The sequence below is a fragment of the Streptomyces sp. NPDC048337 genome (genome assembly GCF_043201175.1).
Lineage (GTDB): Bacteria > Actinomycetota > Actinomycetes > Streptomycetales > Streptomycetaceae > Streptomyces.
This window is the reverse complement of sequence record NZ_JBICYR010000021.1, coordinates 88,768-113,337: the sequence shown is the minus strand read 5'-3', so window position 1 is coordinate 113,337 and position 24,570 is coordinate 88,768. Positions and strand designations below refer to the sequence as shown.

Genomic DNA, 24,570 nt, shown 5'->3' with positions numbered 1-24,570 from the left:
CGCCCCCCCGCTCGGCAGCGGGGCCCCCCCCCCCCGGGGGCGCCCCCCCCCCCCGGGGGGCGGGGGCCCGGGGGGGGGGGCCCCCCCCGGGGGGGGGGCGGGGCCCCCGCCCCCCGGCCGGCGTTGCCGATACCCGGCCACCGCAGCGTTGCCAGGTGCGGGAGCCCTTCAGCCGTCGTCGCGGACGCACACCGCATAGGCGGTGTCGCTGGTCCTTCACTGCGGTGTGGATGGCAGCGTCGACGATTCCTCCGTGGGGCTTCCTTCAGCACGGGGGAAGTGGGCACTGGGCGGGTCGTGGACGCCCTGGAACCCCGCTTACGGGAGGCCGGGCCAGTTGCCGGCGATCGGCTTCGGGTACCCCTCGTCGACCTTGTCGGCCGCCATGTCGTAACGGACGTACTCCGAACCGCGGAAGAAGTACGCCTTGCCGTTGTTCCACACCACGCCGCCGTCGAGATCCGAGTCCCACAGGCCGGGCCAGTTGCCGGCGATCGGCCTCGGGTACCCCTCGTCGACCTTGTCGGCCGTCAAGTCGTAACGGACGTACTCGGAACCGCGGAAGAAGTACGCCTTGCCGTTGTTCCACATCACGGCGGCATCGATGTGATCCGGGAACAGCCCCTGCCAGTGGGCGGCGATCTTCTTCGGGTAGCCCTCGTCGACCTTGTCGGCCGTCATGTCGAAGCGGACGTACTCGGTGCCACGGAAGAAGTACGCCTTGCCGTTGTTCCACACGATGCCGGCGTCGACGCGAGAGGGGAACAGGCCCGTCCAGTTGCCTGCGATGCGCATCGGGTAGCCGGGGTCGACCTTGTCCTTGGTGACGTCGTAGCGGTAGTAGTTCCCGCCGTCGAACAGGTACGCCTTGTCGTTGTTCCAGAGCACTGGTGCGGTCACCATTTGCCGAACACCTCCTGAGTGTCTCGGTCGGTTGTGGACTTGCAGCGTCAAAGTTCCACACCCGTCCGACGCGAGGAAGAATCGCCCGGAGCTTGATCGTTCCTGCAATGGACATGACCACCCGTACAGCCCAGTAGTCTGCCCGGCTCGCCACACGCGATCACCAACAGGCCTGATTTTCAGGCGAGTTGACGGAACCTTTCAGCTACGACCCACGAGCCGGGGCAGGCAGCGGCCCCGGCCGGACGGATGACCGGCTCAGCAGTCCCGGTCGGGATGGTCGTGCGTGATCGCACACACCATGACGGAGCCCCGGTTTTTGGCCGCGTACCGTTCGAGAAGTGCGGCCCGGAACAAATCCCACTGGCGCGCGATGTCACGTGTGGCCAGGGTGCGCGCCTTGTTGAAGTTGTCACCGATGAGGGACCGCGATGAGCCGGCGGCGTCCTTGGCCAGGGTTTCGTCGTGCATGACGCGTCCGGTGCAGTCGGCCAGGGTGTAGTCGGACTGGAAGTCCTTGTAGCAACCCGTGGTCAGATCCCGCGGGATCAAGCGGGCCGCCTGGGCCCGCCAGGCGTTCGTCCCCAGGGTGCTGTAGCGGCGGATGTCGAAGAAGGGGGCCACGGCGGTGCGGTGCAACCCAACGGGGTTGGTCACGCCGACGGGCCGGGTCGGGTCGTGTTCGTCGGCGTAGTTGCTGTGCGAGTAGAAGTCCTCGATGGGATGCCATCCCCGGCCGAGGTGTTCGAGGACGTTGCACTTGGCCGTGCCCCGATCGCTGTCGTCGAAGTCACACGGCGCGAACAGGTCCACCTGGTTGGCCCGGACGCGGCCGTCCGGGTCGACGAGGCCGTCGGCGAGGGACAGGGCCCTTTTGAACCGGGCGACGGAGCTCCCAACGCACGCCAGGAGCTCGTCGGTGGCCTGCTCGCGGGTACGCGGGTAGGGCGCGGCACCCGGGGGGCTCTGGAGGAAGTCGGCGTTGTCGCAGTGCATGGGACCCAGGTCGAAGTAGGGGCCCTGATCGTCGGCGACGATCGCACCGCTCTTGGCGTTGGCGAGCAAGTCCAGCGACACCGGCTCGAAGCCGTCGAGCGCCTCGCGCGTGATGCGCTCGTGGTTCCCACCGGTGAACGCGTACGCGGGCGGCGCCATCGGAGCCAGGCCGAGGAGCGCAGATGCAAGGACGGCGCCCGCCGCCCAGGCGAGGTAGCGGCAGCGGAACGAGGGAGTCCTGGTAGTCAATGCCATGCGAGCGGTATCGCTCATGGTGTGCCTCCGAACACGAACGGGCGCGCCGCCGGACACGGTGGCGCGCGAACCTGACTGTGATGCGACCGGCGCTCACCGCGCCACGCGTGGGTTGTAGCGGTGCCGAGGTCCCCGCGCACAGGCCCCGGGAGCGCAACTCACCCGGCTGAGGCTCAGCATTCACCGCAGAAACGATCAGTAGATGGGCCAACCGGCGGTGCGGCACGTGTGGTGCACGACGCGCTCGTTCGGGTGCACCGCGTCTCCTGAACCGTGCCGTCGGCCGGAGAGCCGGAACAGGTGCGCTACCCATGAAGGGACGGAGCCTTCGGCTTCGTCGCAGCCACCGGGTCAACGGGCTGGAGGCCCGATGGGTAGCAAAAAAAAGACACGTACCACTACGCCCTGATCGAAACGACCGAGGGCAGAAAGCTCTACGTGCGGTTTTCGAAGGCGGACGAGGCTTCGGTAGCAGCGTCAACTCGGCCCTAGTGATCTGGTTGTGAGTTCGCTGGGCACCACGTGAGTCGCTTTGTGTACCAGTTCGCAGGTTTGCCTGACGGGTGCCGGTTGGCTTCGGTCTGCTGTCGGTTGTGGGTGACAGCAGGCTGGAGCCGCTGGTCCTGAGTGAGACCGAGCGGCAGGTGTTGAGCAACTGGGTCAAGCGCCGCACGACCGCGCAGGGTCTGGCCCTGCGGGCGAGGGTCGTGCTGGCGTGCGCGGAGGGCGGCCCCAACCTGGCGGTCGCCGCCCGGCTGGGGATCAGCCGGGGCACCGTCGCGAAATGGCGCACGAGGTTCCTGCGGGACCGCCTCGACGGGCTCGCGGACGAACCGCGGCCCGGGGTGCCGCGGACCATCACCGACGCCCAGGTGGAAGAGGTGGTGGTCCGCACCCTGGAGGAGACACCTCCCGGCGGGACACACTGGTCCAAGCGGGAGCTGGCCAAGGTCGTGGGCATCTCCCCGGCGAGTGTGCTGCGGATCTGGCACGCCTTCGGCCTCCAGCGGTGGCGGACCGAGACCTTCAAGATCTCCCCGGACCCGTTCCTCATCGACAAGATCCGCGACGTCGTCGGCCTCTACTTCGCCCCGCCGGCGAACGCCGTCGTATTCGCCGTGGACGAGAAACCGCAGATCCAGGCCCTTCAGCGGACCGCCCCGGTACTGCCCATGATCCCGGGAGTGCCCGAGCGGCGGAGCTTCGACTACGTCCGGCACGGCACCGTCGACCTGTTCGCCGCCCTGAACACCGCGACCGGCAAGGTGATCACGAAACTGTCCGCGCAGCAATGGGCCGTGGACTTCCGCGACTTCCTCGACGAGATCGACCGCCAGACCGACAAGGCCCTGGCGGTCCACGTCATCTGCGACAACCTCTCCGCCCACAAGGCACCCGTGGTGCACAAGTGGTTCCTCGCGCACCCCCGCTTCCAGCTCCACTTCACCCCCACCTACTCGTCCTGGATCAACCAGGTCGAGCGGTGGTCCGCCGAGCTGCAACGACGCTGCCTCGAACGCGGAGTGTTCTGCTCCCTCGACGACCTCAAGACCGCACTCGAAAACTGGATCAAGGTCTGGAACGACGACGCCCGGCGCTTCAAGTGGACCAAGACCGCCGACCAGATCCTCGATCGCATCTGCCGCTACTGCTCACGTATCTCCGAACCAGATCACTAGCCGTGGAGCGACAGGCGACTACTGTTGGTAACGCATAGTCAGGACGCGGCCGAGGGGCACTGCGGAGGCTCCTCGAGGGCGAGGCCGGCGGATTCAACGCCGACCCGAACCAGAGTGTCGACGACTATCTGAGCACCTGGCTGGCCGCCAAGGCGCTCGTGCTCAAGCCGACCATCCTGGCGCGTTACCCGCCGACATCTACAGCCACCTCACCCAACAGGCCGCCCGCGAAGCCGTCGACACCATCGACCGCACCTCCCAGAAGCGAAACGACCGACGGGCATGGCTGGAACGGCTGCGACCACCAGCACTCCGGGCATGGAAAAAGCCGTCCTCCCATGTGTGAGAGAACGGCCTCCGACTGCGTAAACGCTGTCGGGACGAAAGGATTTGAACCTGCGCGACGAGGAACGGGAGTGGTACGACCGCGCCCGAAATCTCCGCTCCGGACGCCATGAGCACTGGCGCCGACTGCACTCCTACCTGACACGGAGCAACGAGGCCGTAGCCGAGTACCCGTTCCTCGCCCCGTGGGCCGACGGTCTGCAGAGCCGCCTCACCGCCATCCTCGAGGCAGAGACTCCCGCCCCCTCGACCACGTGGTCCCGTACGCCGCCGCCACATAGTTGCCTGCCTGGTTCTGGCACAGCCGGCCGTCCGGGGCGACACCGAAGCACTCGCGGGGCGGTGTCGTCTGGTTATGACTGTTCTCGGTCCCGACTGTCCCGCTTACGAGCGAGGGTCAGCCCATCGGCGACGGGCAGCATGACGGCCTCTACCCGGTCATCGGCCTGAACGCGTTGGTTGAAGGCCCGGATGGAGGCTGCGTTCCCGGTGGCCTGCGAATGGGCTGCTTCGCCCGCGTACAGGACGTTGTCGGCGAGCAGAAGCCCACCAGGGCGCACGCGCGGGACGAGCTGCTCCCAATAGTCGACGTAGGAAGGCTTGTCGGCATCGATGAAGACGAGGTCGAACACGGGCTCGTCGGGCAAGGCGCGCAATGTTTCGGCGGCGTCGCCCAGGCGGAGATCCACACGGTCCGCAACGCCGGCCGCCGCCCAGGCTTCCTTGGCGATGTCGGTCCATTCCGAGGACAGATCACAGGTGATCACCCGGCCGTCAGGCGTGGTGCCCAGGGCGAGGGCGAGGGTGGAGTATCCGGTGAAGGTGCCCACTTCGAGAATGCGTCGGGCTCCGATCAGGCGGGCGAGCAGGGTGAGCAGGACTCCTTGCTCGTGTGGGATCTGCATTTGGGCGTGGCCGCCGAGGGCGCGGGTGCGTTCGATCAGGTCGAGCTGGACCGTGGTCGGAGGTTCGGCTTGCTCTTGCATGTAGCGGTGGAGCACGGGGGCGAGCAGGACGGTCTTGGGGGTGTCCGCGAGGGCGGTCATCGGTACTCCGTTCACAGGGCGTGCGGGGATGGAGAGGGCAGGAGGGGATGGCCGCCGTACTCGGTGGCCGTATCGGCAAGGTGGAGGAGCAGTTCGGTCGCCTCGTCGTGCAGCCCGCGGATGGCGGGGTGCTGCGGGGCGGCGATCGGGCTCTCCGAGTTCAGGCCGTGGGCGGCGATGTCGCACCTGATCTGAGCGAGCCGAAGCACGATCTGGGCAGCAAATCCGTCGCGGCAAAGGGGGCGCCGGCGTACGCGAAAGTAGTCGTCGGACAATTCGCGCTCGGCTTCGGTGGGCTTCTGGGCCGCGTCGCGGCCGGTCTGCTGGAGAAGGGAGACCCCGTCGGGCACCAGCAGTTCGGCGACGGTCATGTGCACGCGGTGGTTGAGCCGGGCCGCTCGGGTGAGGAGGGCGACGGAGGCCGCCGGGAAGGCTCGGCGCACCTCCCGCTGCAGTTCGAGCACCGGTGTGTGGTCGCGGGTCCACTGCCCGCTGAAGGCGGGGTCGAGGGCGGCCATGTCGGCCCGCACCGTGGCGGCGTAGCGCTGGGCCGAGCAGCTTCCCGCGTAGAGGAGCAGGAGCGAGTACGTGTCGTACAGCCGAGCGGCCCGGCGGATCAGCCGGGGCCGGGGCGTGCGGCCCTCCAGGAGCGCCCGCAGTACGTCGGCCAGCAGCCGCCAGACGGCAAAGGCAACCTGGTGTCCCACGAGCCACCGGTGGCGGGTGCGCTGGTCCGGGTCTGCCGGGGCCCGTAGCAGGGCTGGGGGGTGCGGGTGCCCCGCCTGCTCCAGCAGCCGCTGGTGCTCTTGGAGCGACCGGGCGCAGTCTGCCGGGTTGCGGGAGGCGGTGGAGCAGGAGACGAAACCGGCTCCGGGCATGGGCAGCACGAGCTCATCGGCCGCACCGGCAACCGGGAGGTCGGGGCTCCCCTCGGCTTCGCCACGGAGGGTCGGCGGAGCAGTCGGCATGAGTGGGGTCCTCCTGGCGGGGTGGTTTCAATTGGCCGGAGAGGGTGTCGATGTGGTGGCGGTCCGCCGGCCTGGCATCACTCGGGGGCGACGGGCAGCGTGTGCAGGGAAGGAGCGACCCAGCCGTGGCGCCACTGTGGCGCGCCCGCGAGGGTGAGAGGGGGGTGTCTGGAGAGGGCGGTGAGGACAGCAGCGAGGATGGCGCGGGCGAGGTGGCTGCCGGGGCAGTAGTGGATGCCGTGCCCGAAGGCGAGGAGCGGGCCCGCGGGCCGGGTGAAGTCGAGTCGTTCGGGGTCCGGATGGACCAACGGGTCGTGGTCGGCGGCGTACGAGGAGACGACGACCGTGTCGTCGGCGGGGATGCGCACTCCGGCGATGCGGGTGTCACCGGTCGCGACGCGAGGGGCCAGGTCACTGGGGTACTTCTCGTGACGCAGGAGTTCCTGTACGGCCCGGGCGATCAGTGACGGGTCACTGCGCAGTAGGCGGTACTGGTCGGGGTGGCTCAGGAGGGTGTGGATGCCGGTGGCGATACGGCGGGCGGTTTCGTGCCAACCGACGATCACGAGGTCGCGGACGAGGCCCGCCAGCTGGGTGTCGGGCAGGCCACCGTCGTCGGAGATGGTGATGAGCCGGTCGAGGAGAGTGCTCTGGGGGCTCCGTCGGCGCTGCTCGATGAGTTCGATCACCCGGGACGTGATGCGTGCCAAGGCGGCGGCGATCTCCTGGGTGGTCGCCCGCTCGGTAGCGGAGATGTCGGCATCGGCCGCGATCCGGGGAAGGAGGTCTGGGTCGAGGCCGAGCAGCCTGCTGACGGCTGCCATGGGCAGGGGCCGGGCGAGCCCAGCGACGACGTCGGCGTGGGGCCGGGCGACGCAGAGGTCTGCCACCATGCGATGCGCGGTCTGCTCCAGCCACGGTGACAGAGTCCGTGCTTGGCGTGCGGTGAACGCCGGGGCGAGGGCGCGGCGCAAGACCAGGTGCGTTTCGGAGTCGTGGGGCTGTCCTCCGCGGCGGGCGAGCTGAGCCGGGGTCGCTGCGACGGAGCGCTTGGCGGCGACGGCCCGCGACAGCAGGGGATCCGCCATGGCTTGGAGCGCCTCCGAGTGGCCGCAGACCAGCCACATGCGCTCGCCGGTCGGCACCACGACCGGTGCCACCCGTTGCCGGGCCAGGCGCAGGGCGGTCTCCGCCGGATCCAGCCAGGGATAGAAGTCCGGCGCAGCCGGACAGCCGTTGCTCGGGACCGGTGCCGCATGGTCGGTGAGTTCAAAGGCCTGGAGGGTGTCAGGCATGTCGGGTGCCTGTCCTTCGCTTCGGCTGGGGGTGGTGGGTGCCGGTGCCGGGCTTCTCGTGGTGGCGTTGGCAGAGCTTCTGGCTGCGCGCGTCGGCGACGATGACGCAGCCGAGGACGAGTTGGGTGAGGCTTCGGGTGAGGTTCTCCCAGTCGTCGCGGATCCGCATCAGCCGCAGGACGCCTGTCGGGCGCGGCGAGGCGGGGGTGCGGAGCGTCAGGACGCAGGGGGCGCGGTTGGGCATGGAGCGGGTGTGGCCGGCGCTGGAGTACAGCGCGAAACGCGGCAAGATCTCGGCGGTGACCGCACGCAGGAACGTGGTGGACAGTGCGCGGGCGGGACAGGGCCGGTTCCCGACGACGCCGAAGGGGATGAAGGTCGCGTCCCTCGGTGACAGGCTGAGCCACCGGTCCGGGTCGAAGCGGTCGGGATCCTCGAATCCGGAGCGTTGGTACGCCTCGTAGTCGAAGACGAGTACGGATCCTGCGGGGAGGGTGTCGCTGCCGATGTCGATGGGGCCGGTGGTGATGCGCTGGGAGATGCCGAAGAGGGGGTACATGCGCAGCGACTCGTTGATCGCACGATCGTAGAAGGCAGTGTCCCCGGGCTCGTCCGCCATCCGCTGCTGGATCTCCGGGTGGTGCGCGAGGGCGAGCAGCAAATGGCTCACGCCCTCGGCGAGTTGTGCGACACCGGTGGTGAAGAAGTTGCTCTGGAGGTACAGGGCGCGGTGTTCGTCGTCGAGCGATGGCGGCAGGTCACAGTTCACCCCGCCCACCCGGATCCGTTCCATCAGGTAGTCGGTCAGGGCCGCCCGCCGGTCCAAGTGACGCAGCGTGCTGAATTTGAGCGTTCCCAGCAGGTCATCGGTGTTGGCAGTGATCAGTTTCCGGGCCCCGGGTGGGCAGGGGGTTCGGAAGACGAGCTCGTGGAAGAACTCGGCGGCCATCTGCATCGCCAGGTCCCGCAAGCGCAACGTCCTGGAGGTTGTGAGGTTCATCCCCTCCATCACCCGACGGGCGCAGGCGCGGGCCAGGGCGTCGACGTCCTGCCCTGCAAGGGCGAGGATGCCTCGTGTGCACCGTGCGAGCTCACTGTGGAACGGACCGGACGACGCTTGCTCCTGGTGCACCTGGGAGCCGGGGTGGAACCAATACCAGATGAGGTCGGAGAGTTTTGAACCCGGGCCGCGCCCATGGGCATGCGGGTGTGCGTAGACCTCCGGCAGCCGGGAGGCGTCGACACGAGGGCCCGGGATGGCGACGCTGTCGTCGCCGTTGATTGCCGAGAACACACGGTTGCGTGCGGTGACGACCATGCGGGGCAGGCGGCCCCGCTGCGGGGCGACGCCCACGGAGGTGTCGGTCGTGCCGAACTCGGTCAGACCGGATCCCGCGTCGGATCCCCTGGACTCACGGGTGTCAGGCATGCCGGGTGCCTGTCTTTCGCTTCGGCTGCGCGTGGTGGGTGCCGACGCCGGGCTTCTCGTGGTGGCGTTGGCAGAGCTTCTGGCTGCGCGCTTCGGCGACGATGACGCAGCCGAGGACCAGTTGGGTGAGGCTTCGGGCGACGTTCTCCCAGTCGTCGCGAACCCGCATGAGCTTGAGAGCGGCAGTGGGGCGTGGCGAGGCGGGGGTGCGGGGGAGCATGATGCATGGGGCTCGGTTGGGCATGGAGCGGGTGTGGCCGGCACTGGAGTGCAGTGCGAAACGGGGCAGGACGTCGGCAGTGACCGCGCGCAAGAACACGGTGGACAGCCCGCGGGCGGGACAGGGCCGGTTCCCGACGACGCCGAAAGGGATGAAGGTGGCGTCCTTCGGAGACAAGGTGAGCCATCGGTCGGGGTCGAAACGGTCCGGGTCCGTGAACCCTGACCGGTGATATGCCTCGTAGTCGAAGAACAGTACGGATCCTGCGGGAAGGGATTCGCTGCCGATGTCGACGGGGCCGGTGGTGATGCGCTGGGAGATGCCGAACAGGGGGTACATGCGCAGCGACTCGTTGATCGCACGATCATAGAAGGCAGTGTCCCCGGGCTCGTCCGCCATCCGCTGCTGAACCTCCGGATGGTGCGCGAGGACCAGGAGGAGGTGGGTCAGCCCCTCGGCGAGCTGCGCGACACCGGTCCCAAAGATGTTGCCGTGCAGGTACAGCGCTCGCTGTTCGTCGTCGAGGGACGCCGGGAGGTCGCTGGAGATCGCACCCACTCGGATCCGTTCCAGCAGGTAGGCGGTCAGTGCGGCCCGCCGGTCCAGGTGACGGAGCCTGGTGAACTTGGTCGCGCCCAGGGCATCGTCGGCGTTGGCGGTGATCAGTCCCCGTGCCCCGGGTGGGCAGGGGGTTCGGAAGACGAGTTCGTGGAAGAACTCGGCCGTCATCTCCATCGCCAGGTCCCGCAGGCGTACGCCTCTCAGGCGCGCGGGATCCGTCCCGTCCAGTACCCGGCGGGCACACCGCCGGGCGAGGTCTTCTACGTCCGCCCCGGAGCCCGCGAGGATTCCCCGGGTGCAGGCCGCGAGCTCGCTGTGGAACGGCCCGGAGGACATGTGCTCCTGGTGGACGTGGCCGACCGGATGGATCAGGTACCAGATCAGGTCGGAGAGCTGCGAACCAGGGCCGCGCCCGTGGGCGTGGGGATGGGTGTAGACATCCTTCAGCCGGTCGGCACCGATGCGCGGTCCGGGGATGGTGACGCCTTCCGTGCTCCCCGCAGCCGCGAGGACGCGGTTGCGTGCGGTGATGACCAGGCGCGGCAGCCAGCTCGGCAGGCTGGCGGCGACGGCCGTGCCCGCGGCGATCAAGACGATGCGCTTCATCATCGGAGTTCCGCGAGTGCGTTGATCGCAGCGGTGATGTGCTCGGGGCCGTTCATGAGCCCCGCGCACAGTCGTGCGGCCGGATCGTGCATCTCCGGGGTGATGGTTCCGTATACCTTGCGCTCCGCCAGGAAGCGCAGCACCTCACGGGCAGGGAGGTCTCGGTGGCGGAAGCACACCAGTTGGGACGCCACGGACTGTTCCAGGGGGCTGACCAGTTCGAGATCGGGGAGCGAGTGCACTTGCAGTCGCAGTGAGGAGTTCAGCTCGGCGATCCTCGTCGAGACACGGTCGCGTCCGAGGGATTGGTGGAAGGCCACGGCATCGGCCACGGCGAACCGGTTCTCGAATGCCTGGAATCCCCCTGGCGACATCCATGCGGCCCTGGTCGGTGGCAGTTCGGCATCGGTCTTGAGGGCCTGCCAGTAGTCGCGGTCGAGGATGATTGCCGGGAAGACCGGTTCCAGCTGGGCCCACGCGTCCTCAGTACCCCACACGAATCCGGTGCCACGCGGGCCGAGAATCCACTTGTGCGTCCCGGACGCGAAGAAGTCGATGCCGGTGCGCGCGACATCGACGTCCTCCACTCCGAGCCCGTGCACGCCGTCGATGACCAGTAGGCAGCGGTCCTCGTCCGCCCGGCCTTCGTTGGCGACGGCGACGGCCTCCGCGAGGAGGGGGAGGGAGGCCTTCACCCCGGTGCACGAGTGCACCCATGGGAGACCGACCACTCGTGTTCGCGGTCCGATGGCCGCCGCAACGCGTTCTGCGATCTCGTGCTGGGTGACGTGTGCGGGATCGTCGTAGAGCCGGATGGACCGCATGGTGGCACCGTGCCGCCGGGTGGCGAATCGCGCCGCCTCTTCGTGAACCAGGTGGTCGTGGACGCTGAGCACGATCTCCTGGTCCGGGCGCAGCCTCAGACCGCTGTACACGACCCCGAGTCCGGTGGTGGTGTTCGCGGTCAGCGCGATGTCCTCCGGCCTGCCGCCAATGTACTCGGCGAGGGCTCGTACGACATCGCCCTGCAGCCCGTTGTGGATGCCGTACAGGTCCTTCTCGGCCCACAGCACGTTGCGCTCGAAGGCGCGGCGGTGGCGTTCCACCGCTTCCCTGACCGGCAGCGGGAGCGGCGCGAGGAAGCAACACGTCAGATGTGCCTCCGCCGGGTCGAGCGCGAATTGCGCACGCACCTCGTCCCAATCGGGGCCGGCCTCCCGGCCACCCCGCGCACCGGCCTCGACAGGCGGCGCCATGGTCGTCGTGCCACCGACGGACATCATCACCATTCCTCTCCCTCGTCATGTGTGGGCGGACGCCACCCGGCGTCCCGCCATGTCTCCTCGCAGGCTCGCGCGACCGACAGGAGCGCGCTGTCCGTGCCGGGCGGGAACTGCAGGTCGATACCGAAAGGAAGCCCTTCGTCGTCCCGTCCCGCAGGAAGGCTGACGGCGGGCCAGCCCAGCAGACTGGACGCGTGGGTATTACGGGCCAAAGTCCGAAACGTGGCCCAGTAACGGTCGGCCGACTCGTCGAAGACCGCGGGCCGGGGGGCGGGGATCGGGCTGGTGGGCACGATGATGCCGTCCAGCCGCTGATCCTCGAGGAATCCGCGCAGCAGACAGCCGAGGTGTGCCCGCTGGTCGAGCGCTGCCGCGTACGCGTCCTCGATGTCCCCGCCTGAAAGGCCGCGCACCAGCCCCGCGACATCGGGGGCGGCCACGCGCGCGGCGACATCGTGGAACCGCAGCGAGGTGGCGTGTGCCGCCAGGTAGCGGTCGACACCGCGGGAGGTCTCGTACAGCAGGATCGGCAGCCCGCATTCACCCGAGACCTCCCACGCGCCTGCGGGCAGGTCGCTCTCGACGATCCGGGCACCTGCCTCTTCCAAGGCGGTGAGCCGGGCTTCGAACACAGCTCGCAGCGCCGTCGTCATGCCCTGCCGAAACGTCGTCCGGGGGGAGGCCAGGCGTAGTCCCCGCAGGCCCGGATGCCGACTGACTTCCGGTGTGCCGGCTGACGAACGGATGACGCGGTCCAGGACTCGTACGTCATCGACGCTGCGCGCCAGCACGCCGATGGTGTCGCGCGTCCAGGACACGGTCACGACGCCCTCCACCCGGTAGGCGCCCACGGTGGGCCGGAACCCGACCAAGCCGCACAGCGCGGCCGGTAACCTCACAGAGCAGCCCGTTTCGGTTCCCAGGGCCGCGGTCACCACCCCCGCGGCCACCGCGGCCGCGGAACCCCCGCTGCTGCCACCGGCGATCCGGTCCGGCCGCACGGGATTGCGTACCAGCCCGAAGGTCGCGTTGTCGCTGGTCACTCCCAGCGCCAGCTCGTGCATGTTGGTCTTGCCCAGCACAACCGCCCCCGCCTCGCGCAGGACCCGTACGGCCGGGGCGTCGAGCAGGGGCCGGTGCTCGCGGAGGGCCGGTGTTCCCGCCGTCGTGGCGAACCCCGCGGTGTCGATGTTGTCCTTCACCGCCAGCACCACGCCCCGCAGCGGCAGCTCCGGGCTGTCACCCTGGTCGTCGAGCCGAGCAGCTGCATCGAGCGCCGCTGCCGTGTCGAGCTGCGTGAAGGCGCTCAGGCGGCGGTGCCGGAGCTCGGCCCCTGCGGACCGGCGGACCTGTTCCACCACCGTGGAGCTGCCCCGTGCCACCGCCTCGATCGCCTCAGAGACCGTGCGTGTGCCCGCGCGCCCCCTAGAAGACATGGGGGTGCCGGAGGACGACTGCGGCGTTGTGCCCACCGAACCCGAAGGAGGTGCTGACCGCGGTGTCGATGCGGCGCTCGCGAGGTGTCTTGGTGACGAGGTCGATGTCGAAGGCGGGGTCAGCCTGATCGGTGTGCGCGGTGGGGGGTACGAGGCCACGTTCGAGGGTGAGGACGGTCAACGCAGCCTCGATCGCGCCTGCTGCACCCAGCGCGTGGCCGAGACTGCCCTTGACGGAGGTGACGGGAGGCCGGTGGGGGAAGAGGCGGCCGATCATGAGGGCTTCGGCGGCATCACCGAGCCGGGTACCAGTGGCATGGGCGTTGACGTGCCCGATCGCCTCGGGAGCCAGACGGGCGTGCCGGAGCGCGGCCTCGACGGCCTGCTGGGCTCCGGCGGCGTCCGGGCGGGGAGAAGTGGGGTGATGGGCGTCGGTGCTCTGTCCGCAGCCGGCCAGAACCGCTCGGACGGGTGCGTTGCGGGCCCTGGCGGTCTCGGCGCGTTCCAGTACGAGGACGCCCGCGCCCTCGGCGACCACCAGGCCCGAGCGGTCAGGGGCGAAGGGGCGTGATGCGGTGGCAGGGTCGTCGTTGCTCGCGGCCAGAGCCCCGCACCGGTGGAACGCGGTGACGACGAGCGGGGTGGTCCCCGCTTCGGCGCCGCCGGCAAGGACGATGTCGCACTGACCGGTGACGAGCAGGTCGTGCGCCACGGCGAGGGCAGTGGTACCGGTGGCGCAGGCGGTGACAGGGGCGAGGCTGGGACCGCGGGCGCCGATGGCCAGTGCGACCTCACCGCAGGGGGTGTTGGTCAGGAGCATCGGAAGGCAGGCTGCAGAGATCCGGCCGGGACCGTGGGTGCTGAGCTTGCCCAGCTGGTCGTGCCAGACCGCAGCGCCACCGAGACTGGACCCGATGACGACTCCGATGCGCGGACCGTCCCACGTGTCGGGGTCGAGGCCGGCCTCGGCAATCGCTTCACGAGCGGCGGCCAGGGCGAGTTGCGAGCTGCGGTCCAGGCGCCACAGGGCCATGGGATCGACGGCGTGCTCGACGGCGGGTGCACGGCAGCTGAAGGTGACGGGCATTCCGGACAGTGCCGGGTCGGTGGCGGCCGTGGAATCACCCCGGCACACTGCCTCCCAGGTCGCTTCCATGCCGAAGCCGGCAGGGGTCACCGCCCCCAGGCCGGTGACGACCACGTGCGTCATGAGATTCCTTCGGTGGAGAGTTCTGATCCGGCGGTCGTACCAGCCCGGTGCCCGGGCCGGGGACGCTTGTCAGCAAGCCGCAGCGGCGGAGGCCAGCGACATGCCCGGGAGGAGCTCGGTGTCCCGCTCCGTGTGCTCGCTCACGATGACCGAGAGTTCGGCGACGGCGAGCGATTCCAGGCCCAGGTCGGTGAAGGTCGCCTCCGGGCACATCCTGTCCCGCGCCACCCCGAACTTGGTCGCCAGCATGTCGGTGAGCTCGTAGTACGTCATGGTGACCCGTTTCCTGCCGTCAGCGGGGGAGAAGGAAGAAGAGAACAGGTTTCGCCCCCCAGATTCAAGAGGGCATCCGAAAATACAAATGAATAACCGATCCGCTCGCCCCTTCTCGCATGTTCAAGGCGCGCGGGTCGCAACATAGTGGATCTCAAGCACCCCGCGCCAACGCACTAATCCAGCCCCCACGGCAGACATGCCGGGCAGTCATGTCAACAGCTCTGCGCCGTGATGCCACAGACGGGTGACCATTGCGCTTCAGGGGCGAACCTGGGCGGAGAATGGTGCATGATCGAACAACGAGCATCGCTGCACGGCTTCCACACCCACGACGAACCAACGGATGTATCGAATGGATTCCCGACTGGACCCCCAGTTGACCCAGGAATACCTCGACCGGATCGGCGTGACGACACTCCGCAGTCCGGGGCCGGAATTCCTCAGCGAGCTGCAGGAACAACACCTGATGTCGGTGCCGTACGAGAACCTCGGCATGCATCTGGGAGAGCCCGCACTACTGGGTGACGGCGCCATCGACAAGGTGGTACGGCAACGCCGCGGCGGCGGCTGCCAGGAGCTGAACGGCTCGGCTCTGTCCTCCCTCCTGCGCGAACTCGGATTCCGCATCACATTGTTGAGCGCCTACATGTTCAACGGGGGGCGTCCGAGTTTCGCGCTCTGCCACCCCCTGATCGTCGTCGACTGCACGTACCCGTGGTTCGTCGACGTCGGGTTGGGCGTATTCGGCCCTCGCTATCCCCTGCGGATGGATCTGGCCGGCCCGCAGCACGATCCACAGGGCACCTTCGAATTCGTTGCCGGCCCCGACGGTGACACTGATCTCCTGCGCAACGGCTCGCCGATCCTCCGCATCGAGCCACGCCCCCGGGCCGAAAAGGATTTCATGCCCGGATTTTGGTGGGTCTGGAGTTCACCCGAGTCCTACCACCGCACCCACGTGTACTGCACGCGATTGACCGAGAACGGATCACTCGCCTTGCGAGGTGACGTACTGACCCGCATCGAGGGCACACAAAAGGAATGGGCCGCACTGGCGGAATCCGAGCTCGCGCCGGCCTACGAAAAGTACTTCGGTATTACGTTGGAACGGCTTCCACCCCTTTACCGGCAGGACTGAAGACCACGCCGAGCCGTGTCCATGCGCTCGGCCCGCCCCTGCCCGGTGCCAACGTCATGCGGCTCCATGGGGACGGAGCCGTTCCCTCCCTCCCCCGCCCAGAAACAGGATCGTCCGTCATGACCTACGACGAGCTCACAGAAGTGCTGGCCACCACGTTCCGAGTGAAGCGGGAGCGGATGAACCCCGCGGCGACCTTTGCCGACCTGGGCCTTGAGTCTCTCGCGTTGGCCGAGCTCTCGGCCATCATCGGCGCTCGCGCGGCCCGGGACATCGAGCTCCATCCGACCATGCCCTTGCTGTCCGCGACCGGCAGCTCCTGAACCGACGTCGAGAGCCGGGGAATTTCATGGGTACGATCGCCACCGTCGACCTGGGGGCCCATGGCCCCGTCGTCGGCGTCCAGGGGCTCGGCTGCATGTCCATGAGCGGCTGCTACGGCAGCACTGATGCCGCCGAGGCGACGGCCACCCTGAAGCGGGCCCTGGAGCTGGGCGTCACGTTCCTCGACACCGCCGACATGTACGGCTTCGGAGGCAACGAGGAACTCATCGGCCCGTTCGTCCGGGCGCAGCGCCATGACATCGTGCTCGCCACGAAGTTCGGCGTCGAGCGAAGCAACGGCGACCATCTGCGCTATGTGCTCCGCAACGACCCGTCATACATCCGCCGGGCCGCGGACGCGAGTCTTCGCCGTCTCGGCGTGGAACACATCGACGTGTACTACATGCACCGCCGCGACTCGCGGATCCCGCTGGCGGAGTCTGTGGGTGCCATGGCAGAGCTGGTCCAGGCCGGCAAGGTGCGACACCTGGGCCTGTCCGAGGTCAGCGGCGACGAACTGCGCGAGGCACACGCGGTTCACCCGATCGCGGCACTCCAGTCGGAATGGTCCGTGTTCTCGCGAGACGTCGAGCAGAGTGCCGTACCGACCGCGGCCGAGCTGGGCGTGGCACTCGTCCCGTACTCGACACTTGCGCGAGGCTTCCTGGCCGGGACGTTCAGCCGCGCCGACGGCCTTCCGGTGAGCGACCCCCGGCGCTACCAGCCGCGCCTCACGGGCGACAACGCCGCACACAATGAAGCACTGCTGTGGCCCATCAGGGAGATCGCCTCGACGCACGGAGCAACCCCGGCGCAGGTGGCGTTGGCCTGGGTGCATCAGCAGGCGCACGTACACGGGTTGACCGTGGTGCCGATCCCCGGCACCCGCAAGCCCAGTCGCCTGGAGGAGAACACTTCGGCCTTGGCGCTGACGCTGAGCGCGGAGGAACTGGCCGACCTGGACTCGATCTCAGACCAGGTAGCGGGCGACCGCTATGCGGACATGAGCAGCGTCTCGCGCTGACCGCCTCCCGGACGCAAGCAAGTCGAGGCTGGCATACAACTGCTGCCTTCGGCAGTCTGGACGCGAGCGACACCCGTATTGCGGCCTGCACGTGACACGCCTCGCTGCTGCGCGTCAGACCCGGCCGACAAGGAAGGTGATGCGCTCCTCACCGGAGGCCGGCTTCACAAACCCGGTAATTTTGGTGACCCGTGTTCCGGCCGTGCACTGCACAGTCAATCCGTAGGCTCGCCCCCACGGGGTGTCGAAGGCGATGGCGCTCTGTCCGGAGGTGCGGGTGACCACGGCGAAGTCATACGTAATGGTGCTGTGGTCGCTGGGGCCACCATCGATCGTCGTGGAGAGAAGATTCTCGCCCGCGGCCACAGGCGTGACAGTCATCGGCCTGTCGCCCGTGCCGCCACGGTTGACCGTTCCGGTGAACGCCGCATCCAGGGCCCTGGCACCGACATAGTCGGCCACCCGGCCACCACACAGACCCGTGTTCGCCTTCTCGGCGGCCGCAGCCGGGACAGCACCCAGTACAAGGGCCCCGACCACCGCCCCGGCCACGAACCACATACGAGAGCAAGAAGACATCGAGCCTCCAAGAAGAGAGCCAGGGACCCTACGGCCCACAGTCCCCGCACTCTGCCCCCTCACCGCCGCGGAGCACTGCACGCCGTGCCGGGCAGCCGAAAACGGCACCCATTCCGCATAGTCCGCTACCGCTTTCAACCCACTCACACACGCACCCGCTTCAGCAACGGATCACACACCTCGGACGAACCTACCGAGAAGGTCGTAGCAACCAGCTGCACAACGACTGCCGCCGATGTTCACCACAGGCACGGCGCCAGCACCGAACGCAGCCTAGATCCACAGAAAACAGCAGGTCAACGAACCCTTCCCTTACCATCGCGACCCCTTCATCCAGTCTTCGCGGGCCAGCGACGCCATCCCCGCCTGAGGCCGACCCGGATCCGCCTTCGCCCACGCCGACGACTCTCCGCACACACCCACCGGCCCGCCCCCAACGCACTGCGCGCCGGGGCGCACTCGTTCGTGGACCCCAAGCCGGGGAGACGTTGCGAGGCCCTTGCCCGCCGCCTCGCAACAGCACGTCAATGAGGCATCCCTGCCTGGTGCGAGCCTGACGGCACTCACTCCCACTGCAGCCGAAGCATCACCTGAGCCGACACCGCCACACCAAGATCCGGACCATGTCCGGACCAACCCCCACCATATGGCCACGCCAACTAACATTTGGCCTGGTCAGCACGGGTGCAGCTGCTATACCACCAGGAGACGAAGGATCTGCTGCCACGCTCCCGGATAGGCCCCTTGGCGCTCAGACAAGGGAAACGCGCTGTTCACGGCGCCTCCACTGGGCGTGGTGGTCGCCTGTGGTCGCAGGCTGGAAGCACCCACCCGCTCCCCTCCGCTATCTGGAGGCGATCCCCATGCTCACCAGCGTCGGCCGCGGCCGGATCTACCGCCGCTGCGGCTGCAGGGACACCCACCGGCACCAGCTCGGTGCTCGTTGTCCTCACCTGGTCACTGACAGCAAGCACGGCACCTGCAGCTTCGCCGTCGACGTCCCCACCCCGGATCACCGCCGCATCACCGTGCGCCGGGGCGGCTTCCCCAGCCAGGACAGCGCCGAGCAGGCCCTGGGCCGATTCCTTGAGGGCGAGGCCGGCGGATACAACGCGGACCCGAACCAGACCGTCGCCGCCTACCTGAACGCCTGGCTGGCCGCGAAGGCCCTTGTGCTGAAGCCGACCACGATGGCCCGCTACCGCGACTATGTCCGCAACGACCTCATTCCGGCCTTCGGCACCCTCAAGCTCGACCAGCTCGCGCACCGGCACATCTCGGCCTACGTCACCTGCCAGCTCTCCGCCGGCCGCGGCGAGACCACCCTCTACCGCTGCCTGGCCACCCTCTCCAGCGCCCTCAGCGACGCAGTCCGCCAACACCGCCTCCCCCACAACCCGGCCAGTCCACCCGTCCTACGGCGACCGCCGGTGCCGGAACGACGGATCTGGACGGCGGAGGAGGCCGCCCGCTTCCTCGCGTACTGCCACCGGGCCGACCCCGAGATGGCTGACCTGTTCGAGTTCCTCATCGGCACCGGCATGCGCAAGGGCGAAGCCCTCGGACTCCACTGGAACGATGTCCACCTGACGGAAGGCGTCCTCTACGTTGCGCTGCACCCTCTCCGCGATCGACAACAACCGCCTGGTCATCACCACGCCGAAGACCCGGGCCAGCCGCGGCTGGGTCGCCATCTCACCCCGCGTCGACGCCGCCCTACGGCACCGTGCACTAACGATGCCCCGAACACGCGGCGACCCTGACGATCCGTTCGCCGGACTCGTCTTCTGCCGACCCGACGGCCGACCGCTCGGACCACACCAGGTTCTCGACCGGCTCCGCCGGCTCTCCGCCGAAGCCGGGGTCCCCCGGATCACGGTCCACGACCTGCGCCACCTGGCCGCCACCATCACCATCGCCGCTGGCGTGCCGCTGACCGTCGTCTCCAAGACCCTGCGGCACTCCACCCTGTCGACCACCGCCAACATCTACAGCCACCTCACCCGGCAGGCGGCCCGAGAAGCCGTCGACACCATCGACCGCACCCTCACCGGAGCCGAGAAGGCCAACCGCCAAACGGGCCGTGCGACGTGGCTGCGACCACCACGCGACCACATCCACCGGCTCCGCGAGACCTTCCGGCGGCTCCGCTCCCCCGCGCCGCCGGCCTTCAGCGCCACGGCCGACCGGCCACGGACTGGACGTGCGACCACATTGCGACCACCATGGCCCCGGACACACCAAAGGCCGCCCTCCCATGGATGAGAGAACGGCCTCCGACCTGCGTAAACGCTGGTCGGGACGACAGGATTTGAACCTGCGACCCCTTGACCCCCAGTCAAGTGCGCTACCAAGCTGCGCCACGTCCCGATGCCCGCTGACCTGGGGTTTCCCCTGGTTGAACGCGCAGGAGAACAATACCGCACTTCCCAGGGTGGTCGCGCGCACCTTTCCGTCACCGCTCCGGGAGGCGGCAGCTCAGGCCCGGTTCGGGGCCAGCTCGGGGTGGGCGGCGGCCAGGCGTTTCGGGGCCGCCTGGAGCCAGGAGTCAATCAGGATCGCGCGCAGCTCGGCCTCGTCCTGGACGGCGGCCAGGCGGACCCGGAGCCAGGCGTAGTTGTCGTCGTGGCCCTCGCGCAGGAAGAACTTCTCCGGCTCGGCGGCGATCAGCTCGGCCCGGTCCTCCTTCGGACATTTCACTCCGATCGAGGTGTCGTCGTCGGAAAGGGCGACGAAGATCTTCCCGCCGACCCGGAAGGTGGGCATGCCCCAGGCGAGCTTTTCGCTGCTGTCCGGGAGCGACAGCGCGATCGTGCGGACGTCCTGTGCGGTTGCGGCCATCCCGCGACTCCTCTTCGGCCGGCGGTGAACCTCTCCAGTCGACCGTAGACCCCGCCACCGACAATCTCAGCCCCGCCGGTCCTCCCGCTCGTGGAGCAGGGCCACCAGCTCCGCCGCCAGTGCCTTGACGGTGGCGAGTCCCGCCGTCCCCCACCGGCGCGGCACCACGTCCACCGCGCACACCGTGCCCAGGACGATCCCGCGCCGGTCCGTGAGCGGCGCGCCCACGTACGAGCGCGCCCCGCTCTCGTCCACCACCGCGTTGCCCGCGAAGCGCGCGAAGTCCCGTACGTCCTCCAGCACCAGTGCCCGGCGGCGCACCACCACGTGCGGGCACCAGCCGTGGTCGCGGGCCAGCACCCGGGCCGGGTAGCCACTGGCCGGGGCGTCGGCCGCGTGGTGCAGGCCGGCGAAGAACTGCCGTTCCTCGCCGATGAAGTTGACCCCCGCGTACGGCGCGGCCAGCTCGTCCGCGACGCGCCGGGCGAAGGCGTCGAGTTCGGTGTCCACCCGCTCCCCCAGGCCGAGTTCGCGCAGCCGGACGACGCGGGCCGGCGCCTCCCGGTCCACGGGCGTGAGCAGCAGGTGTCCGGTCGATTCGTAGTACGTCATGACGGTTCCCCCGGAGGACTGGCTATGGATGCGGACATGCACAGGAGGTGGCGGACGAGGGCGGCCAGCGCCCCCGTTCCCGAGCTGGCCAGGCGCGCGTCGCACCGTACGACGGGCACCTCGGGCCCGAGCCCCATCGCTTCGCGGACCTCCTCGGGCGGGTAGCGGTGACCGTCGTCGAACTCGTTGACGGCGACGATGAAGCCGATGCCGCGCCGCTCGAAGAAGTCCACGGCGGGGAAGCAGTCGGCCAGGCGGCGGGTGTCGGCGAGGACCACCGCCCCGAGCGCGCCCGCGCACAGTTCCTCCCACAGGAACCAGAAGCGGTGCTGCCCGGGCGTGCCGAAGAGGTAGAGCACGTTGCGCCGGTCGAGCGTGATCCGGCCGAAGTCCAGCGCGACGGTCGTCGTGGTCTTCGCCTCGATGCCGTCGAGCGGGTCGGCGGCCTCGCCGATGTCGCTCAGCAGCTCCTCCGTGCTCAGCGGGTCGATCTCGCTCACCGCGCCCACGAAGGTGGTCTTGCCCGCCCCGAAGCCCCCCGCCACCAGGATCTTCAGGGTCGCGGGAGCCGCGGGGGCGTCACAGTCGTTTGCGTAGGCCATCGAGCACCGCCTGGAGCAGGGACTGGTCGTCGGCGGCGAACGAGCCGCCGCCCGGGAACCGCGGCGCCTGCGCCATGACGGCCCCGTGTTCCATCAGATCGGACAGCAGCACCTTCACCACCACGGCGGGCAGGCGCAGCTGTCCGGCCACCTCGGCGACGGTGACCGCCGCGGCGCCGGCGCACAGCCGGAGCGCGAGGGTGTGTTCCGCCCCCAGCGGCACGCGCGGGCGTACGCCGGTCGCCGTCATCAGGGAGAGCAGATCGAGGGCGACGCCGGGCCGGGTCCGCCCGCCGCTGGCGGTGTACGGGCGCATCACCCGGCCGGCCGAGTCGTCGAGCCAGGGTGTGTCCCGGCCCCTCGGGTACGCCCCCGTCGCGCGGGTCCGCATCACTCCGGGTCGGCGGCGGGCCGCCGGGGCGGGGCCGCCAGGTACGGTCGGACGCTCTTGACCAGCATCGCCATCTCGTAGCCGAGCACCCCGGCGTCGGCCTCGCGGTCGGCGAGCACGGCCAGGCAGGTGCCGGATCCGGCGGCGGAGACGAAGACGAGCGCGGTGTCGAGCTCGACGACGACCTGCCGCACCTCGGCTCCGTCGCCGAAGCGGGAGCCGGCGCTGCGGCCCAGCGAGTACAGGCCGGAGGCCAGCGCCGCCATGTGGTCGGCGCTGTCCGGGTCGAGACCGTGCACGCAGGTCACGAGGCCGTCGGCGGTGAGGAGTACGGCGCTGCGGGTGTACGGCACGCGCTGCACCAGGCCGCTGAGCAGCCAGTCGAGATCCGAGAGCCGACTGCCGGTCTTCGTCGCCACTTCGCCGCTCATGGGGTGCGCTCCTTGCTGAGGTGGGGGGTCGGGGTCATACCTGGTTCTCCGACTGCGCGAGGCCGAAGCCCCGCTGGAAGGCGGCCATCAGGCCCGGGTCGTGCACGGGTTGCTCCATGTCCGGGGAGCGCCGGGGTGCGGGGGCCTCGCGCAGCTGCGGTGCGAGGTGGGTCTGCGCCCGCCGCTTGGGCAGCGGCGGCCTGGTCCCGCTCGGGGTCGCGGCCGGCGGCGCCGCCTCGGGCGCGGGGTACGGGGACTCGGGCCGCGCCCCGTACCGCTCGGCCGCGGGCCCGGCCGCCTGCCCGGGCAGCGCCACGGCCGCGGGCCCGGGACCGGCCTCCGGACCGGCGTGCCGGCCGGGCGCCGGTGGGGGCGGATTCGCGGGTGCGGGAGCGACCGGCTCCGGGGTCGGGGCCGGGGCCTGCGCCCGGACCCCGTACGGGTTCCCGGCCCGTGCCGCGCCACCCGGCACCGGCTCGGCCGTGGACGCGGAGCGGCGGTCGGGCCCCGGCCCGGCGACCGGCCCGGAAGCCGGGGCCGGGGCCGGGGCCGGGGCCGGCCAGGTCTCCGCGGCGGGCTCCCGCAGCGGGTGCGGTACGGGCTCCAGCGGCGGCAGCGGCGTGCCGCCCTGGCCGGTGCCCCAGGACGTGGCCCGGGAGCCGCCCGCCGCGTCGGCGCCGCTCGGGGCCTCCGCGCCCAGCAGCTCCTGCGGGAGCACCAGCACGGCGAGGACGCCGCCGTAGATGTTGGACTTGAGCTCGACGGCGATCCCGTGCCGCCGCGCCAGCGCCGAAACCACGAACAGGCCGATCCGCCCGTCGGCCAGCAGGTGCCGGACGCTGATCTGGTCGGGGTCGCCGAGCAGGGCGTTCATCCGGTGCTGTTCCTCGGGCGGCATGCCCAGCCCGCGGTCCTCCACCTCGACCGCGATGCCCGCGGTGACCCGTTCGGCGCGCAGCACCACGTCCGTGTCGGGGGCGGAGAACACGGTGGCGTTCTCCACCAGTTCGGCCAGCAGGTGCACCACGTCGGCCACGGCGTGTCCGCGCACGCTGCCGCCCGCCGGGGGCACGACCTTGACCCGCGTGTACTGCTCCACCTCCGCCACCGAGGAGCGGAGGACCTCGCTGAGGTCGATGGGCCGGGTCCACTGGCGGCGGGAGGCGGCGCCGCCGAGCACCGCGAGGTTCTCGGCGTGGCGGCGGATGCGGGTGGCGAGGTGGTCGACGTGGAAGAGCTCCTTGAGCAGGTCCGGGTCCTCGACCGTGTCCTCCAGATCGTCCAGGAGCGAGATCTCCCGGTGGACGAGGGATTGCAGCCGGCGCGCGAGGTTGACGAAGACCTCGACCTTGCGCTCGCTGTCGGAGGGGGCGGCCGGACCCGCCAGCCGTACGAGGGTGGCGTGGGCCTGTTCGCGGGCGCCGCGCAGCTCCTGCGAGAGCAGCCAGAACTCGTCCACCCCGGCCGGATCCGCCCCGAGCGGCGGCGCGCCGGGGCCGCCGCGCACCGGGCGGGGCGGGGTCTCGCCCCGCTCCAGCCGGTCGGCGGCGGTGCGCAGCTCCTGGCGGCCGCGCACGCTGGAGCGGCGCAGCGCCTCGCACCGGTCCCGGACGGCCTTGGCCGAGCGCTGGGCTCCGAGGAGGGCCGCCGCGAGGGCGCCGACGACGAGGAGCGCGCAGCCGGTGAGGACCGGCCAGAGCCGGGCGTCCCGCTCGCCCGCTCCGCCGCCGAGCTGGAGGGTGAAGATGACCGCGGCGGCGCCGCTGAGCCCGGCGGCGAGCGTGGGCAGTACGCCGGCGCGGAGCAGCTGGGGGCGTATCTGCCGGCCCGGACCGGTGACGGCGTGTCTCGACGAGGTGTGCCTCGTCGGGGCGTGGCGGGCGGCGCGGAGTCCGGACATCGGCGTCCTCGGTACGTGGGGCCCGGTGTTGATCACCGGGTACCCACGCTAGACCGCACCGTCCCGCCCCGGACTGCCAGTTGGGGAAGTTCGCGGGGCTGCTTCCCGCTCCCGGTGGAGCGCTCGTACGGGCGCCCGAATCCGCCGGGTCGCCTGCGGCGTGCTCGGCGGATCACGGGCGGTTCCGGCGGCGCCGGGCGCGCGCCGGGGCACCTCCTCG

General features: G+C 69.9%; 24 protein-coding genes and 1 tRNA gene. 6 read left to right on the top strand and 19 right to left on the bottom strand.

Annotated elements, in window-relative coordinates; translation table 11 throughout:
* Nucleotides 1-318: 318 nt before the first annotated feature.
* Both ACGFYU_RS28980 and ACGFYU_RS28975 read right to left on the bottom strand, forming a co-directional pair.
* On the bottom strand, nt 319-903 hold the full coding sequence (locus ACGFYU_RS28980; protein ID WP_393830248.1) for a hemopexin repeat-containing protein: 585 nt from the start codon (nt 901-903) through the stop codon (nt 319-321).
* A gap of 258 nt (nt 904-1,161) precedes the next feature.
* Entirely contained in the window at nt 1,162-2,172 is a 1,011-nt protein-coding gene (locus ACGFYU_RS28975; protein WP_393830247.1) for a CinY protein, read from the bottom strand.
* A 575-nt stretch (nt 2,173-2,747) separates the two neighbouring features.
* Here ACGFYU_RS28975 and ACGFYU_RS28970 point away from each other — a divergent pair.
* On the top strand, nt 2,748-3,833 hold the full coding sequence (locus ACGFYU_RS28970; protein WP_393830246.1) for an IS630 family transposase: 1,086 nt from the start codon (nt 2,748-2,750) through the stop codon (nt 3,831-3,833).
* Nucleotides 3,834-4,531: 698 nt separating this feature from the next.
* Here the strand turns inward: ACGFYU_RS28970 and ACGFYU_RS28965 are convergent.
* From ACGFYU_RS28965 to ACGFYU_RS28925, 9 genes are all read right to left on the bottom strand, one after another.
* On the bottom strand, nt 4,532-5,224 hold the full coding sequence (locus tag ACGFYU_RS28965; protein ID WP_393830245.1) for an O-methyltransferase: 693 nt from the start codon (nt 5,222-5,224) through the stop codon (nt 4,532-4,534).
* A gap of 11 nt (nt 5,225-5,235) precedes the next feature.
* On the bottom strand, nt 5,236-6,192 hold the full coding sequence (locus ACGFYU_RS28960) for a hypothetical protein (RefSeq protein ID WP_365919190.1): 957 nt from the start codon (nt 6,190-6,192) through the stop codon (nt 5,236-5,238).
* A gap of 77 nt (nt 6,193-6,269) precedes the next feature.
* On the bottom strand, nt 6,270-7,487 hold the full coding sequence (locus ACGFYU_RS28955) for a cytochrome P450 (RefSeq protein WP_393830244.1): 1,218 nt from the start codon (nt 7,485-7,487) through the stop codon (nt 6,270-6,272).
* Nucleotides 7,480-8,916 carry a cytochrome P450 gene (locus tag ACGFYU_RS28950; protein ID WP_365919186.1) on the bottom strand — a complete coding sequence of 479 codons (1,437 nt, stop codon included), beginning with the start codon at nt 8,914-8,916 and terminating at the stop codon, nt 7,480-7,482. The genes ACGFYU_RS28955 and ACGFYU_RS28950 overlap by 8 nt, the downstream gene beginning before the upstream one ends.
* Nucleotides 8,909-10,306, bottom strand: coding sequence for a cytochrome P450 (locus tag ACGFYU_RS28945; protein WP_393830243.1), 1,398 nt, complete (start codon nt 10,304-10,306; stop codon nt 8,909-8,911). The genes ACGFYU_RS28950 and ACGFYU_RS28945 overlap by 8 nt, the downstream gene beginning before the upstream one ends.
* The gene (locus ACGFYU_RS28940; protein WP_393830242.1) at nt 10,303-11,586 is read right to left on the bottom strand and encodes an aminotransferase class V-fold PLP-dependent enzyme; all 1,284 of its coding nucleotides are present in this window, start codon (nt 11,584-11,586) and stop codon (nt 10,303-10,305) included. Before ACGFYU_RS28940 ends, ACGFYU_RS28945 begins: the two co-directional genes overlap by 4 nt.
* Nucleotides 11,586-12,947: an amidase family protein gene (locus tag ACGFYU_RS28935; protein WP_393830241.1), complete on the bottom strand. Its 1,362-nt coding sequence runs from the start codon at nt 12,945-12,947 to the stop codon at nt 11,586-11,588. Before ACGFYU_RS28935 ends, ACGFYU_RS28940 begins: the two co-directional genes overlap by 1 nt.
* Nucleotides 12,948-13,011: 64 nt before the next feature.
* Nucleotides 13,012-14,232, bottom strand: a complete 1,221-nt coding sequence (locus ACGFYU_RS28930; RefSeq protein ID WP_365919179.1) for a beta-ketoacyl-[acyl-carrier-protein] synthase family protein — start codon at nt 14,230-14,232, stop codon at nt 13,012-13,014.
* A 69-nt stretch (nt 14,233-14,301) separates the two neighbouring features.
* Entirely contained in the window at nt 14,302-14,505 is a 204-nt protein-coding gene (locus ACGFYU_RS28925; protein WP_365919177.1) for an acyl carrier protein, read from the bottom strand.
* A 355-nt stretch (nt 14,506-14,860) separates the two neighbouring features.
* Between ACGFYU_RS28925 and ACGFYU_RS28920 the strand changes: the two genes are divergently transcribed.
* The 3 genes from ACGFYU_RS28920 to ACGFYU_RS28910 all read left to right on the top strand — a co-directional run bounded on the left by ACGFYU_RS28920 (nt 14,861) and on the right by ACGFYU_RS28910 (nt 16,994).
* The gene (locus ACGFYU_RS28920; protein ID WP_365919175.1) at nt 14,861-15,646 is read left to right on the top strand and encodes an arylamine N-acetyltransferase; all 786 of its coding nucleotides are present in this window, start codon (nt 14,861-14,863) and stop codon (nt 15,644-15,646) included.
* 119 nt (nt 15,647-15,765) lie between these two features.
* A complete protein-coding gene (locus tag ACGFYU_RS28915) occupies nt 15,766-15,969 on the top strand; it encodes an acyl carrier protein (protein WP_365919173.1) in 204 nt (67 codons plus the stop codon).
* 26 nt (nt 15,970-15,995) lie between these two features.
* Nucleotides 15,996-16,994: an aldo/keto reductase gene (locus tag ACGFYU_RS28910; RefSeq protein ID WP_393830240.1), complete on the top strand. Its 999-nt coding sequence runs from the start codon at nt 15,996-15,998 to the stop codon at nt 16,992-16,994.
* Nucleotides 16,995-17,108: 114 nt separating this feature from the next.
* On the opposite strand, the gene ACGFYU_RS28905 is transcribed toward ACGFYU_RS28910, so the two are convergent.
* Nucleotides 17,109-17,456, bottom strand: coding sequence for a hypothetical protein (locus ACGFYU_RS28905; protein WP_365919171.1), 348 nt, complete (start codon nt 17,454-17,456; stop codon nt 17,109-17,111).
* A gap of 980 nt (nt 17,457-18,436) precedes the next feature.
* Between ACGFYU_RS28905 and ACGFYU_RS28900 the strand changes: the two genes are divergently transcribed.
* Complete coding sequence (locus tag ACGFYU_RS28900) at nt 18,437-19,336, top strand: site-specific integrase (RefSeq protein WP_365919169.1); 900 nt, start codon at nt 18,437-18,439, stop codon at nt 19,334-19,336.
* Entirely contained in the window at nt 19,218-19,838 is a 621-nt protein-coding gene (gene xerC, locus ACGFYU_RS28895) for a tyrosine-type recombinase/integrase (RefSeq protein ID WP_365919226.1), read from the top strand. Before ACGFYU_RS28900 ends, xerC begins: the two co-directional genes overlap by 119 nt.
* Nucleotides 19,839-19,866: 28 nt before the next feature.
* On the opposite strand, the gene ACGFYU_RS28890 is transcribed toward xerC, so the two are convergent.
* From ACGFYU_RS28890 to ACGFYU_RS28860, 7 genes are all read right to left on the bottom strand, one after another.
* Nucleotides 19,867-19,943 (bottom strand) — tRNA-Pro (locus ACGFYU_RS28890).
* Between the two features lie 108 nt (nt 19,944-20,051).
* Nucleotides 20,052-20,414: an MmcQ/YjbR family DNA-binding protein gene (locus ACGFYU_RS28885; RefSeq protein ID WP_393830239.1), complete on the bottom strand. Its 363-nt coding sequence runs from the start codon at nt 20,412-20,414 to the stop codon at nt 20,052-20,054.
* 66 nt (nt 20,415-20,480) lie between these two features.
* Nucleotides 20,481-21,026, bottom strand: coding sequence for a GAF domain-containing protein (locus ACGFYU_RS28880; RefSeq protein WP_393830238.1), 546 nt, complete (start codon nt 21,024-21,026; stop codon nt 20,481-20,483).
* Nucleotides 21,023-21,628 carry an ATP/GTP-binding protein gene (locus ACGFYU_RS28875; protein ID WP_393830237.1) on the bottom strand — a complete coding sequence of 202 codons (606 nt, stop codon included), beginning with the start codon at nt 21,626-21,628 and terminating at the stop codon, nt 21,023-21,025. The genes ACGFYU_RS28880 and ACGFYU_RS28875 overlap by 4 nt, the downstream gene beginning before the upstream one ends.
* Complete coding sequence (locus ACGFYU_RS28870) at nt 21,606-22,019, bottom strand: DUF742 domain-containing protein (protein ID WP_393830236.1); 414 nt, start codon at nt 22,017-22,019, stop codon at nt 21,606-21,608. The genes ACGFYU_RS28875 and ACGFYU_RS28870 overlap by 23 nt, the downstream gene beginning before the upstream one ends.
* A complete protein-coding gene (locus tag ACGFYU_RS28865) occupies nt 22,019-22,450 on the bottom strand; it encodes a roadblock/LC7 domain-containing protein (protein WP_215020095.1) in 432 nt (143 codons plus the stop codon). Before ACGFYU_RS28865 ends, ACGFYU_RS28870 begins: the two co-directional genes overlap by 1 nt.
* Before the next feature lie 34 nt (nt 22,451-22,484).
* On the bottom strand, nt 22,485-24,350 hold the full coding sequence (locus ACGFYU_RS28860) for an ATP-binding protein (protein WP_393830235.1): 1,866 nt from the start codon (nt 24,348-24,350) through the stop codon (nt 22,485-22,487).
* Nucleotides 24,351-24,570: the final 220 nt, after the last annotated feature.